The organism is Streptomyces sp. RLA123 (genome assembly GCF_056270165.1).
On sequence record NZ_JBWDOR010000003.1, the window covers coordinates 416202 to 429721 of the forward strand.

11 protein-coding genes and 1 pseudogene are annotated in these 13520 nt (G+C 69.2%); 1 reads left to right on the forward strand and 11 read right to left on the reverse strand.

Going from position 1 to position 13520, the window contains the following annotated elements; translation table 11 throughout:
• The first annotated feature begins 11 nt into the window (after positions 1-11).
• On the forward strand, positions 12-422 hold the full coding sequence (locus tag RV983_RS01895) for a VOC family protein (protein WP_475983986.1): 411 nt from the start codon (positions 12-14) through the stop codon (positions 420-422).
• Positions 423-457: 35 nt separating this feature from the next.
• On the opposite strand, the gene RV983_RS01900 is transcribed toward RV983_RS01895, so the two are convergent.
• From RV983_RS01900 to RV983_RS01950, 11 genes and pseudogenes are all read right to left on the reverse strand, one after another.
• On the reverse strand, positions 458-979 hold the full coding sequence (locus RV983_RS01900) for a DUF5959 family protein (RefSeq protein ID WP_475983987.1): 522 nt from the start codon (positions 977-979) through the stop codon (positions 458-460).
• A 51-nt stretch (positions 980-1030) separates the two neighbouring features.
• The gene (locus RV983_RS01905; RefSeq protein WP_475983988.1) at positions 1031-1642 is read right to left on the reverse strand and encodes a hypothetical protein; all 612 of its coding nucleotides are present in this window, start codon (positions 1640-1642) and stop codon (positions 1031-1033) included.
• Positions 1639-2217: an RNA polymerase sigma factor gene (locus RV983_RS01910; protein ID WP_475983989.1), complete on the reverse strand. Its 579-nt coding sequence runs from the start codon at positions 2215-2217 to the stop codon at positions 1639-1641. The genes RV983_RS01905 and RV983_RS01910 overlap by 4 nt, the downstream gene beginning before the upstream one ends.
• 1072 nt (positions 2218-3289) lie before the next feature.
• Positions 3290-4561, reverse strand: a complete 1272-nt coding sequence (locus RV983_RS01915; protein ID WP_475983990.1) for an MDR family MFS transporter — start codon at positions 4559-4561, stop codon at positions 3290-3292.
• Positions 4558-5709 carry a PLP-dependent cysteine synthase family protein gene (locus RV983_RS01920; protein WP_475983991.1) on the reverse strand — a complete coding sequence of 384 codons (1152 nt, stop codon included), beginning with the start codon at positions 5707-5709 and terminating at the stop codon, positions 4558-4560. Before RV983_RS01920 ends, RV983_RS01915 begins: the two co-directional genes overlap by 4 nt.
• Before the next feature lie 868 nt (positions 5710-6577).
• The gene (locus tag RV983_RS01925; RefSeq protein WP_475983992.1) at positions 6578-6772 is read right to left on the reverse strand and encodes a hypothetical protein; all 195 of its coding nucleotides are present in this window, start codon (positions 6770-6772) and stop codon (positions 6578-6580) included.
• 349 nt (positions 6773-7121) lie between these two features.
• Positions 7122-7991, reverse strand: coding sequence for a D-alanyl-D-alanine carboxypeptidase family protein (locus RV983_RS01930; protein ID WP_475983993.1), 870 nt, complete (start codon positions 7989-7991; stop codon positions 7122-7124).
• A 615-nt stretch (positions 7992-8606) separates the two neighbouring features.
• Positions 8607-10331: a serine/threonine-protein kinase gene (locus RV983_RS01935; RefSeq protein WP_475983994.1), complete on the reverse strand. Its 1725-nt coding sequence runs from the start codon at positions 10329-10331 to the stop codon at positions 8607-8609.
• A gap of 325 nt (positions 10332-10656) precedes the next feature.
• A pseudogene (locus RV983_RS01940) lies at positions 10657-10831 on the reverse strand (IS5/IS1182 family transposase); the annotation flags it as partial.
• Between the two features lie 365 nt (positions 10832-11196).
• Positions 11197-11895, reverse strand: coding sequence for an SDR family NAD(P)-dependent oxidoreductase (locus RV983_RS01945; protein WP_475983995.1), 699 nt, complete (start codon positions 11893-11895; stop codon positions 11197-11199).
• Positions 11896-12181: 286 nt separating this feature from the next.
• Entirely contained in the window at positions 12182-13297 is a 1116-nt protein-coding gene (locus RV983_RS01950; protein ID WP_475983996.1) for a hypothetical protein, read from the reverse strand.
• Between the last annotated feature and the right edge of the window lie 223 nt (positions 13298-13520).

Genomic DNA, 13520 nt, shown 5'->3' on the forward strand with positions numbered 1-13520 from the left:
GCGTGATGCACATGTTCAACGCCATCACGCACTCGCAGATCTACGTCCTGGACCAGGACGAGGCCCTCGACTTCTACGTCGGCAAGCTCGGCCTGGAGGTGAACGCGGACGTCGACCTGGGCTTCATGCGCTGGCTCACGGTGAACGTCCCCGGCAACCCGGAGCGCCAGATCCTGCTGGAGAAGCCGGGCCCGCCGGCGATGTCCGAGGAGACCGCGCAGCAGGTCCGCGAACTGGTCACCAAGGGCGCCGTGGGCGGTCACCTGATCTTCAGCACGGACGACTGCCGCAAGACGTACGAGACGCTCCGGGACCTCGGGGTGGAGTTCACCGAGGAGCCGACCGAGCGCCCGTACGGGATCGACTGCGGCCTGCGCGACCCCTTCGGCAACAGCATCCGCTTCACGCAGCCGAAGGCCTGAGCCGCGGGCCCCGCGGCCCACCCATGGCCGGGCGGTCACCGAAGCCGGTGACCGCCCGCCGGTTCACCGTGGACGGCTCCGGCCTCGGAGGCCAACACCGAATCCCGGCAAGCGCGTTCGCCCCCATGTACGGGTTCCGCTAGTGCCTTCGCTGGACATCGACCCGGTCGGTGGGCAGGCACCCGCACGCAAACCGAGGTGAGGGACACCGCGGTGTCCCTCACCACCACCTCGATCGTCTGGAGGGCCTCGCCGCGGGAGATGTACGGTCCCTTCGGCGTGATCCGGACCTCCGGGTTTCGACCGTCGTCCATCCAGCAGACCGGCCTGCCGTCGGCGAGCAGTTCGAGCGCTTCTGCTCCATCGGCCAGATCCTCGGGCAGCAGGCACACCTCTGCGAGGTGGCCCCTCGCGAACTCGCTGCCCACCACGATGCCGACGTCAAGGCAGCCGTCCCGCGGGACCACCTTGGTTGTCGGCCCCGCCACCCGAACGATCACGCTGTTCTCGCCACCGGACCGCGGTCGGTCATGTCGAATCCGCCGGACCGTGCGCATGTGCCGACCCCTCGTGCACACGTCCCGCAGACCAGTCCCTGTTCGGAGTTCTCAGCCGGTGTACGCCGCCTCGTAGAGGCTCCGCAATTCCTTGGTGGCTTCCGCGGTGGAGCCGCACAGGCTGACGCGGCCGTCGTTCGCGGCGACCAGGTAGCGATGACCGACGGCGAAATCCGCTCCGTTGACAAGCGGGGCCAGCTTCGCGTCGTTGGCGAGCCGGACGGTGGTGGGACCGCCGCCCTTGTACCAGTGGTCCACCCGGAGTTCGACCCGATCGCCCTTGACTGAAGTCGCCGTGCCTTCGAACGCGGTCTGCATGCCGCGCAGGAGGTCGACGGTGACTGCGGCGCATTTCGCGGCAGGCGCGTCCGGGACGGTCAGAGCCAGCGAGGGGGCGGACGGGGGCGCCGCGGCCGACGGCGAGGTGCCCTGCGAGGTCACGCCCCAGGTCACGCCTCCGACCACCACGAGCAGGGCCGCACCCACCGCGATGGGCAGGAAGCGGCGGCGGGATGCGCCCACAGCGCTTGGCGTGGTCGGGGAAACACGGGTGTCGGCAGTCATGGCGGCCTCCAGGAGACGCTTGGGATCAGGGGAAGGAGCGGCGGATGCCCGTGCCGGGTCGATGGCCCTCATCCGGGCCAGCAGTTCGTCGTCGTTCACCGTCGGCTCCCTTCTTCATCCGTCCTGTGTCCTGCCTGCTCGGGATTCTTTCGTTCGAGCCGCGCGGCGATCTTCTTCTTGGCCCGGTGCAACCGGATGCTGGCCGCGTTGGCGGTCAGCCCGGTCACTTGCGCGATCCCGCTCGGCGTCAGTCCCTCCCACGCCCAGAGCCGGACGACCTCGCGGTCCACCGCTCCCAGCATGCTCAGCGCTCGATGCAGTTCCAGGTGCTCCGCCTCCATCTCCGGCGGTGGCTCGGCTGCCTGAGTCAGCCGCTCCACCAGCCGGAGCCGGCGCCGCTCCGCCCGTCGGGCGTTGGCCAGACAGCCCCGCGCGACGCCGTAGCACCAGGGCAGCACCTCATCGGGATCAAGGGGCCCTTCCACGCCGATCCCCGGCACGTCCTCCAGCCGGCGCCACAGCACCAGCATGGCCTCCGCGAAAACGTCATCGATCGCACCGGCATCCGCACGCCGTCGCAAGTACCGGTACAACGGCTCCGCCACGACACCCAACAACGCCTCGAATCGAGCCTCCCGGACCGGGGACCGCTCGTGCACCAGCCTCAATTCCACACCTTCACCTGTCCGGCACCGTCCGCTTCCTTTCCCAGCGGCAGGACACATCCCGCCACCGCCGGGCCCAGAACCCTGCCCGACATCTCAACCGCTGAAGACCTGATCCTCGCAGGTCATCGCGGTGCCGACGGACCAGTGGGGCGAGCACACGCCGGACTGGCCGGACGCCGTCCGGGAGGACGGCCTTCCCAGCCCCCGCAGCCTCGGCGCAGGGCTGGACCGCGACCGCGACGCGTGATGGCCGGACCGGCCCTGCCCTGGAACTCGGGCGCCGCGGCCGCGGTGCCCGGGCATGGACTGACGCGCGCCGACGGCGCCCGGCGCAGACCTTCAAGGCCACCCTTTCGGAAGAGCAAGCCCGGCGACGGTTGGCCCTCTGCCGGGGCACCCGATCTCGTGGCTGACGGGAGGAGTCGGCAACGCCCGTCCGACCTCGCTGGGCGTAGCGGAGGTGAGGTGGCCGTCTCGGGAGGGTGTGGCCGCAGCGTGTGGGGCCGAAGACATGGGGGAGAACCTGGTGCGGAACCCTAACGGGACTCGACCAGCCCCTTGCCAGGCTCGTAGCGAAGAGCAACCCAGAACACTGTGGGAGTGCACTGCGGCCCGTTGGGCTGGGCCTTCTTCAACGTAACCTGGGCGGTCTCATCCACCGAAAGCTTCGAGTTCTTGGACACATCGGTCCGCTTTCCAGTGAGGTGCACAGTCGTCCGACGGGCACCTACCGAGTCAGGAAGCTGCACCAGTATGTCCCGGGCCCCGGGCTTGCTCGTCGTGCAGGTCGCGCCCGCGCAGAGCCGGTATTGCGTCCCGGGCACAGGGTCAAGCATGACCGAGACACCCGACAGCGCCCCCATCGCGGCACAGGAACGTTCATTCGCCCGCGGATCTCCGCAGCCGGCTATCGCTATGAGCGGCAGTACGGCCGCGGCTCTTACCAGAAATTTCCTTCGCATGCCCATTGGACGTGAGCGAGGCCGGCCGGTTCCCTGGGGCCGACGCCGACCTGGCCTTCCTCGCCCCGACGGCCCTGGCCGGATGCCAGGGCCGTTCCCTCTGCGCGGAAGGTCCCTCAGGCGAGGGCGGGTTCGCGTTTGACGGGGGCGAGTCCTCCGGCACGGGACAGCAGGTGGACGCAGGCGGCGCACAGCAGGCCGGTCGCTGTCAGGGTCAGCCAGGGGAGCCACGCTTTCTGGCTGTTGCCGGCGACGTCCCAGACGGCCCCGGTGGCGAGGTTGCCCAGGGTGATACCGAGACCGGAGACGGTGTTGTACCAGCCGTAGTGGGTGGCGACGAGGCGCTCTCCGGACAGGGTGACGATGGTGTCCATCTCGAAGGGGTAGACCACCGCGGTGCCCACCGCCAGGACCACGACGGCGATCACCAGGAGGCCTACCCCGATCACCGTGCTGAAGACCCCACCGGACGGGGTGGGGCTCATGGCCAGGGGTGCGAAGGCCAGACCCATCAGGAGGATTCCCCCGATGATGGCCTCGGGCCCGGTCCAGCGGGCGCGGACCCAGCCGGTGATGCGGAGCTGGCCGAGGACCGCGACGACGGCCGAGACGATGAACAGGCCGCTGGTGACGGCCTGTCCCCCGGCGCCCAGCAGTCTGTGGGCCTGCAGGGGCAGCGCCAGGTAGACCTGGAAGGACAGCACGTACGAGCCGATCATGGCCAGCGAGAACAGCATGAACGGCCGGTTGCCCAGTACCTCCCGCCACGATCCGAGGACACCGATTGCCGCGCCCGTGCCGTCGGCGCGCTCTGGCCGGCGGTCGGGCAGCGCCCGGTACTGCAGCACCGTCAGCACCGCGAAGACGGCTGCGGCGGTCAGGCACACGGCGCGGAAGTCCAGCGCGAGCAGGGCCAGTCCGACCAGCGGCCCGATCAGGACTCCTGCCTGGTAGAACACGTTGAACAGGGCGAAACCCTCCACGCGCCGCTCGCCGGTCTCGACGGCCAGGTAGGCACGGACCGCCGGGTTGAACAGGGCGCCGGCGAAACCGGTGGCCGCCGAGGCGGCGATCAGCGCCGGCAGGGAATCGACGAATCCCAGCAGCCCGAAGCCGAAGGTCCGAAGGGTGCAGCCGATGACGATGGGGGTCTTGTAGCCGAACCGGTCGGCGATGGTGCCGCCGAGGACGAACATGCCCTGCTGGGAGAAGTTCCTCACCCCGAGGACCAGGCCGACGGCCCACGCGGCCAGGCCCAGACCGCCTGCCAAGTGGTCGGCGAGGTAGGGCATGAGCATGTAGAAGCCGAGGTTGATGGCGAACTGGTTGGCCATCAACAGCCGGGCCGGAGTGTCGAAGGAGCGGACCTGCCGCCACAACCCCTTCATTGGGCGGCCTCGAAGGACGGGCCGTCGTGGTCACCGCGGTGCGCCTGCGCCAAAGGGTCCTGGACGGTGGTGCAGCGGGTCCAGCGGTCGACCACGGTCTCGGCCGGGTGGGCGATCTCCTGCGGATCGCATGACGGTTCGTGGTGCAGCAGTCCGTGGTGCTTGCAGTAGGTGTCGTCGAAGACGGTGCCGAGATAGCGCTGCGGGCCGTCGGGGAAGATCGTCACGATCCGGGTCTCGGCAGGCAGCGTGCGGGCCAGCCAGCGGGAGACCAGGGCGACCGCGCCGACGCTCCAGCCTCCGGTGGCGTAGTGGGTGCGGGCGAGGCGCCGGCAGGCCCACACCGCCTCTCCGGCGGCGACCCAGTGCACTTCGTCGAAGGCCGGATAGTCGACGTTGCGCGGGTGGATGCTGCTGCCCAGGCCGCGCATGAGCCGCGTTGCGGGTGGCTGTCCGAAGATCGTGGAGCCGGTGGTGTCGACGCCGACCAGCCGCAAGTGCGGGAAGAACTGCCGGAGCGGGCCGCTGATGCCGGCGGAGTGTCCCCCGGTGCCGACACTGGCCACCAGGACGTCGATACGGCCGAGCTGGGCGACGAGCTCGTGCGCGAGGGGGGCGTACGCGGCCACGTTGTCGGGGTTGTGGTACTGGTCCGGGCACCAGGCGGTGGGGTCCGTGGCGAGGAGCTCCCGGACCCGGTCGCGCCGGGCCTGCTGCCAGCCGCCGACCGGGTGCGGATCGGTGACGACGTCGACGGTCGCGCCGTAGGCGGTGAGCAGGGCGACCATGGGCGGCTCCATGCCGGGGTCGGTGACGACGGTGACGGCGTGCCCGTGCACGGCACCCGCGAGGGCGAGCCCGAGGCCGAGCGTGCCGCTGGTGGACTCCACGATCCTGGCGCCGGGAACGAGTTCACCGCGTGCTCGGGCGGCCTCGATCATGTACAGGGCGGAGCGGTCCTTGATCCCGCCCGGGTTGAAGCCCTCGAGTTTGGCCCAGAAGCCGCGGCCGTCGGGGACGAAGGGTGATCCCACCCACAGGACGGGAGTGTTGCCGACCAGCCCGGCCGGTGTGCGGCGGGGCGGTGCCGTGCCGGCCGGAAGTTCGGCCGGGGACATGGGTGCGCCGGGATGAGGAAGTGTGCTCATGCGTGTTTCTCCTGCGGCCGTCGCCATGGCGGGGCCGTTGCTCGTGCGGATCCGGGGTCCGTTCAGCCGCACCTGTCGCGCGGGGCGGCGCGGGGCGGGCTGGGTCCCTGTCAGGTCCGGGAGACGCAGAGCAAGTTCAATGTGCCGGTGCCTGAACCGGCGGGTTCACAGTGGTGAGCAGCGACCCCTGGCCGAGTCGGCCGTTCATGCACCGTGGGCACCGCGCCGGAAGGTGCCGCTGGGACACCCGACGGCATGGGGGCGTGGGCGAGGCGGGGACGGGGGTCGGGGAGCCGGTCGAGTGCGACGCCGCACAGCCCGTGGTGGCTCTCAGGTGACCCGTCGCCGCGGGCGATCTCCTGATCCGGCGGTGCGAGGGCGCTCCTGGGCTGGCACAGCGCGGAGACGACGGGGGCGGAGGTGAGGGTGTCCCCGCCCGCCCGGTTCGGCCCGTGTGCGCAGGCGACCAGGTGCATGCTCGTGAATACGAGCATGCCCAGGAGCAGGAGCACTCCGCGCGAGGAGATCCGCTGCCCTGTCCACCACGTCACGCTACTCACTGTAGTCGATTATGGACTCTCCGCAGTCGTCTTCGTGCGTCCGGCGTCCCCCACTCCGGCAAGCTCCGCTCGGCAGCGAAGGTCACGCCCCGTCACGGGCCGCCCGAGATCGACCCCGGCGCGGTCGGCGGCACGCCTGCCGCCCAGAGCGCCGTCACCGAGGTCCACGGCCCGCACATCTCGGCCACCACGCCACTGCGGGCACTTCTCGTGCCGGCCCGCACCGAAGTCGTCCGCGACGAGCGATCTCGGGAGCGGGCAACTGCCCGTAGCAACACGAGTACGGGAACGCCGACTCACGCCGGCATTCACTTGGCCGAGAAGGTGACCGGGTCCACTTCCACTACCGCTTCGACGGCGCCGACGAGAGAACCGGCCCCGCAGTGGACGCCTGCGCGGTCGACAAGGAGCGCGTGGCGTCGGGATGTCAGACGATCCATTCGTCCCAGGCGTTCGGGCCGAACGGTGACCTCACGGGCGACGACCAGCTCGCCGTCGAGCACCCTGACCAGGCTGCCGGAGTGCTACTGATACCCAATGACCGTTCCCACAACGGACGGACCTGGGAGCAGGACATCAAAGACGGCCGCGTCCTCGGGAGCCGGCCGGCACGGGGGACCATCTGTAATCCGCCGTCCAACTCCGGGTGGAGCCGGCCGACGGTCGCAAAGGGCGATCCGACATGGCCCGGAAGAACAAGGGGAGCTGTCGGACAGCACGGTGCGTCGCCGGATGCACATTGCCGGGGGGCCGGTCCGCGGTGCACTGCGGAAGGAAAGACCGACGGTGAACGGCGAAGGGCCTGCCCACGACCGAACGGTCGTGGGCAGACCCTACGTCATGCCGGCGTGACTACTTCTTGAAGGCGTAGTTCATCAGCTTCGTCGCGTCCGCCGTACGGTTGGTCACCGAAGAGGAAGCGAGAACCGTACCGATGACCGTCTTGCCGTTCCGGGTCGCGGCGAAGACCAGGCAGTACTTGGCAACCGCGCCGGACCCGGTCTTGACCCCGATGGTTCCGGCGTAGCTTCCCAGCAGCGTGTTGGTGTTGGTCCACGTCATGTAGCGGTAGCCGCCACTCTTCGTGGTCACCTTCTGCTTGGTCGACTTCGTCTTCACGACGGCACGGAAGGTCGAGTACTTCATCGCGCTGCTGGCGAGCTTGGTCAGGTCGCGCGGCGTGGAGTAGTTCCCCCCGCTCCCGATGCCGTCGAACGAGTCGAAGTGGGTGTTCTTCAGACCCAGGGTCTTGGCCGTCGAGTTCATCTTGCCGATGAACGACTTGACCCGTGCCGCCCGCGAACTGCCGGTGCCGAACTTGTCGGCGAGGGCGTAGGCCGCGTCGCAGCCGGACGGGAGCATCAGCCCGTACAGCAGCTGACGGACGGTCACCTTGTCGCCGACGATCAGGTGTGCCGAGGAGGCACCCTTGGCGACGATGTAGTCGCTGTACGCCTTCTGGACCGTGACCTTGGCGTCGAGATTCAGATGCGACTGGGCGAGCACAACACGCGCAGTCATGATCTTCGTCGTCGAGCCGGTGGAACGACGGGTGTCGGCGGACTTCGTATAGAGAGTCTTGCCTGTCCCGTTGTTCATCACGAAGCCGCCCTTGGCGGTGATCGTGGGCACCGGAAGAGTCGCAGCCTGAGCCGGGGCGGTGAGCGCTCCGGCGGATATCACCGCTCCCGCGGTGATCGTCACCGCGGAAACGCGGGACATGTTCTTTATGCCGTTTTTCAAAGCGTATACCTCAAATGCTCCAATGGACTGACGGCATGACGCTGCCGTCACGCTTAAGACTCCCGAAGAAGGCAAAAGGATGCCCATCCGACCGCAAGGAATTTCTCAGTTCTCCCGCGCGACGCACGCGGCCGAAATGCCGATTCACCCCGACAAAAGGGACTTGCGGCTCATGGGGTGTGAAGTCCATCGCCGCCTCAGGTACGCCGCAGCGACAACACGGAAGGCCCCGGTCCGCCGGGTGGCAGGCCCGTGTTCTGCGGGGAGCCCGCCGCCCGACGTGGGCCAGTAACCTGCGGCGACGGGCGAGGGATTTCCGGGGACACAAGAGAAGAGCTCGCACGGACTCCCGCATCCCGCAATTGCGTCACAAACAGGCACGTATCCCCCTCATGCCAAGCCGAAGCCACCTCTTCGGCGAGGAGTGGCATGAATTTCGTCCCGCCCCCCGCCTGTCCGGAGTTCGGGCAGACGCCTTCGAAGCCGAGCATGGCGTGGAACTCCCACCGGCTTACCGTGACTTCCTGACGAGCATGAGCAGCAGCGGTGCGCCCCCGCAGTACGGCCTGATCCCGCTGGAAGGCTGCGCCCTCTCTACAATTGATATGCCGTGGGTCGCGCTACATCACCGAAGAGTCCGCGCAGCAGACGAATCACGGCCGCCACCGCCATGAACGGCGCCGCCGGCATGGTGGCCAAGAGAACCCACCATGTACCACTCACGGTGTGAAGGAACCATTCACCCGCCAGCTCCTCCTCGGCACCGTCGCCCACCCCCATGACCCAGAACCAGGTCAGCGGCACCATGACCGACCACAGGAGCCAGAAGCCGCCGACGACTGCGGTCCAGGTCCGGGTTCCTGGCACGGGATAGCGCTCGAGCCGTGCACGGAAGTACTGCAGCCCTACCAGGACGACGACGAGGAGTACCGTCAACGGCACCCTCCACCCGTCCTCGTCCATCGCCCAGTGGGTCAGGCTCTGCCACCAAGCACTGTCCTGCTGTCTCGCCGGGTGCTCGCGGGCATGCGCCTTGAGGTCGGCCCCCGCAACCAAGAGGACGAGCATGGGAAGCAGGCCGAGCAGGCTCAGAAGCGGGTGGCCCAGCACGGACCTGCGCACCCAGGGCGCTATCCGGACCCGCTCTCCAGGACCGTCGGCCGACGCCATACGTCTCGATACCCTTGCCTCCCCCGCCGGCGGTCCGGAGGACAGCGGCTGCAGGGGTGGCGGCGGGACGGAGCGCGGCGGGGTGGTGAAGCCCTGCCGACTGCCGAAGGCCGCCGCTGGGGTGACGGGTGCTGGTGGAACCGTGATCGTTGACGGATCGGCCTTCGAGGCGGCGACCGGGGGGGGACGGCCTTCGAGGGGGGGAGCAGTCACAGCACGCGGTGGTACCGGGCCTCGATCGTGTCCAGGACCCGTGTCCCGATCGATGGCCGTCAGATTGAGGAGTTGCTCGCCTCTCAGTGCGATGTCCGAAGCTATGGACACCGGCGGCCAGCGTGCGGAGTCGGCGCGGTGCTCCCCCGCACAGACACGCAGTTCCTCTGGGGAAGGGCGGTAACCGGGCTCCTTGGCCAGGCACTTGCGCACCACCGCCATCAAGTCGTCCGGTACATCGCTCAGGTCCGGCTCCTCGTGCACGATCCGGTATCCCAGATTCACGGCCGCGCCCGTCCCGTACGGATTGCGCCCCGTGGCTGCGAATGCCAGGACCACGCCGAGCGAGAAGACGTCGCTGGCGCCGTGTACGTCCCTCCCCTGCGTCTGCTCCGGTGACATATAGCCGGGCGAACCGACAGTGGAACCCGTTCTCGTGAGGGCCGTGTCTTCGGCGGCGCGGGCGATCCCGAAGTCGATCAGCAGCGGTCCGGCGGGAGACAGCAGCACGTTCGCCGGTTTGAGGTCGCGGTGAACCAGCCCACACGCGTGCACCGAGCCCAGTGCCTCGGCAAGCCCCGACAGCAGCCGCCACAAGGCGGGTACGGGCAGCGGACCATGCCCGTGCACAGCCTCGCCGAGGGAGGGTCCCGGGACGTAGGCCGTGGCCAGCCAGGGCACGGGCGCGTCCGGGTCGCTGGCAATCACCGGCACCGTCCCCGGCCCGGAGACCGCCAGCGACGCACGGACCTCGCGCGCGAACCGCTGCCTGAAGCCCGGAGCGTTGGCCATCTCCGCTTGCACCATCTTGACCGCGAGAATCCGACCGGTTGGCGACTGCCCGAGGTACACACGGCCCATGCCGCCCTCACCCAGGCGGCGTAACAACCGGTACTCGCCGACCTGCCGCGGATCGTCATCGGCCAACCCCTGCACTTTTCAACACCCCCGGCACAAAGCACATGCGGACAAGTTCGCATCGTGACACCGCCGTGTCACCAGCGCCACCGCTCAGCCCGGATTCAGCGGCTTGACGCCTGCGTACAGGCATTCCAGAGACAAAGAAGTGCCTTGTTGCCTCGAGGACGGGGTGCGGGCGACGGCGGCCCTGACGGAGGCGGTCATTCCGCACGGCGACGGTGAAGCGGCCACTCAGGGCCCGGCAGGCGTTATGACGTCGCCGCCGCAGTACACGGAGTCCGCCCGAACCACCAGCAGGGCGCTTGCACCGCGGGCGCGAGCGGTGCGGGCGGTCTCGGCGGAATCCGGACGCGATCTGCGCGAGGGTGTCGTTGCCTGCACAGATACACCAGAGCGACCAGGACAGGGTGCGAGGACCGGATCTTGCAGCGGCGATCATCCTCCCGGGTGATCACCACCGTCACCCGCTCAACCAGCGCGCGAGGCGGGTCCAATGCGACAGGATCGGTGACCAACGACGCTTCCCGGCAGCAGAGTTGAGACGTCAGACATTCGCTCGACCGCCGGGGAGCCTCGTCCGTTCTGCACCGATTTCCGACCGGGCGACCGTCACCCGATCGGTGGCCCCGCTGAAAAGGCGCACTGAGTCCCAAAGCTGCCGGCACCGGTTCGAGCGTGAGTGTCACCCGCCCCCTGCCGGACGCATGCCCATCGGCAACACCGGCGGCTCCGGGGCCCGAACGGCTCCTCACCCCGGGACTTTCTCGTGAGCGCCAGGACTCACCGCACACCGGCCCACAGCTCCGCCCCATCATCGGTACCCTCAGCCGGAAGCCTCCGCGAGGCCGCCGTGCGACCACGGTCCGCCACGTCGTTCGCGTCAGGCGAGACCGCCGTTCAGCGTGAGGTCGATGCCGTTGGCTATCGGATTCTCGAGCAGGAACAGACAACCGTCCACGATGTCGTCCATGGTGGCGAGGCGCCCTGCGAGCGTCATTTTCCGTGCCATGTCCTGCAGTTGTTCATTGTCCACAACAAAGGGGCTGTCGACGATGGCCCACGGGTGCAGTGAGTTCACCCGTATCGGGGCCAGTTCCACACTGAGGGTGCGCACCAGCCCCTGGACGGCCGCGTTGACCGCCGTGAGTGTCGTCGAGCCGGGGTACGGGAAGTCCTTGGCCATGCCGCCGAACAGCAGCACCGAGGCGTCCGCGGACATCCGCGGACGCAATGACGCGACCACTGCCGTGTAACCGACGATCTTTGTCGTGGCCAAGGTCGTCGCCGTGACCACGTCGTAGGCGCCGGACGTGTTCATGTCGCGGACCATCCCGACCAGGACCACCCGGTCGACATGCCGCACCGTCTCGAGCGCGGCAGCGATCTCCGCCGGACGGCTCAGGTCCAGCGCCAGCCCGGTGACCGTGCCGCCCGTCTCCGCCCCCAGCTCCTCCGCCACCGACGTGGCGCGCTCCTGGGTGCGGCCGGTGATGAGGACGTCAGCGCCTCGCCGCGCGTACTCCGCGGCCAGTGCCCGTCCCGTGCCCTGCGTGGCTCCAACGATGAGTACCGTGCTCATGTCCGCTTCCCTCGGGTGTGCGACACGCTGCTTGCTCGAGCGGTCGACCGGTCTCTTACCGCCGGGGTGATCTGTGGCCCGCTCCACGGCATCGCCGCCGCCGATGGTAGCGGGACCGGCCTGCTTGACGACACGTCACATCCGTTGCCGTACGCGTCAAACGCCCGGCAACGCCGTCCCTGCGAGTCTCCGATGGACAGGCCCCCGTCCCTCATGCCGTGACGGGGACCTGCCGATGTGATGAGCTCGCCGAAGGACGTGTCCGCCGGTGTCCGGGGCCCGGGCGTCAGGCCGTTTCGGCGTAGCGCTCTCCCGCGTACGCCCGGATGACCGGGACCACCTCTTCCGGGCCCCCGGGCAGGCGGTCCAGCCGGACCAGGGCGTACGCCTGGTGACCGTCGACCATGTAGCTGGGCGGCAGGTCCATGGTGCCCGGCAGCGGCCACACCACGACCCAGGGCCGCGTGTCCTTGGCACCCGTCTGCTGGGGGCCGACCGTGACGGCCGCGATCTGGTCCCAGGGGAAGAACTGCTCTTCCTCGGTGGCCTCGCGCATGCCGATCCCGGAGGGGCCGATCCGCAGCCGCAGCGGCCGGTGCCATCGGAAGAGGGACCGGCCGGCGAGGGGCAAGCAGGCAACGGCGCCGCCCAGTGCACAGAGCGCGATGAGGGTCTCGGGGCCCGTAGTGGGTTTGCTGATCAACTCCCAGAAGGAGTAGGCCAGAACGACGGCCGCCGCAGCCCAGATCAGCGTCCAGGTGCCCGCCTGGCGGGCATCGACGAAGACCCGCTCACCGCCCGGCACGTTCCGTTCGGGCCCCGACACTGTCACCGGGATCGGCGGGCGTACTGAGCGCGGCGCCGTCTCGAAGCGGGCACCGGCGTGCGTGGCGAGCGCGGCGGTCAGCTCCGTGGCGCTCTGGTCCAGGTCCTTGGAGTGCACGAGGGTGTAGCGGCGGCTCCGGTCGCGGTCACCCATGGGGTCGGCCTTCCGGGGGAGCGTCACGCCCGGTGCGGTCCACAGGGTCAGCCGCCATTTCGCCGCCGCGGGGAGCTCGTCGACGCTCTCGCTGTTATTGGGGGCGTGCCACAGGGAGACGGTGTCGATCTGCTCCCAGGAGAGTTCGGCATCGTGCAGCGTGATGCCGAACCCGTCGACCCGCAGCCGGAAGGGCCGCCCCGCCTTGCGCAGGTCGCGCCACCCCCGGAGGACCGCCACCACGGACATGAACAGGACGAACAGCGCGGGCACCCTGAGGTCGCCGCCGCCGTTGTCGGATGTCTCCCAGCCGTTCGCCTTGATGTGGGACAGCCACGCCAGGGCGCCCGCCGTCACGACGATCCCCCCGACGAAGAGCTGTCGGCCGCGCCGTCTCAGCGTCCGCTCAACTGTGAATTCCACTGCCCCTGTACCCCCCTTGTCACCCCGCTCAGCACCCATGATGCGGCCTCGCATGCCCGACTCCTGTCACCGGCGACGCTGTGGTTGCCCAACCGTGACGCCCGCGAGACAACGCCCCCAGGCGGTCGCTCCGACAGCCCCGGCCGTTCATCCCCGCGCCGCGAAGAAGGAGCCCGGGCCATCATCGAGGTCGCCCTGGGCGAGCGGACCGCGGGCGGCCCGG

Bases quoted from the DNA above. Each gene is read 5' to 3' on its own strand.
- RV983_RS01895 (WP_475983986.1), top strand. From the start codon at position 12: ATGTTCAACGCCATCACGCACTCGCAGATCTACGTCCTGGACCAGGAC.
- RV983_RS01900 (WP_475983987.1), bottom strand. From the start codon at position 979: ATGCGCACGGTCCGGCGGATTCGACATGACCGACCGCGGTCCGGTGGC.
- RV983_RS01915 (WP_475983990.1), bottom strand. From the start codon at position 4,561: ATGAAGGGGTTGTGGCGGCAGGTCCGCTCCTTCGACACTCCGGCCCGG.
- RV983_RS01920 (WP_475983991.1), bottom strand. From the start codon at position 5,709: ATGAGCACACTTCCTCATCCCGGCGCACCCATGTCCCCGGCCGAACTT.
- RV983_RS01930 (WP_475983993.1), bottom strand. From the start codon at position 7,991: ATGTCCCGCGTTTCCGCGGTGACGATCACCGCGGGAGCGGTGATATCC.
- RV983_RS01945 (WP_475983995.1), bottom strand. From the start codon at position 11,895: ATGAGCACGGTACTCATCGTTGGAGCCACGCAGGGCACGGGACGGGCA.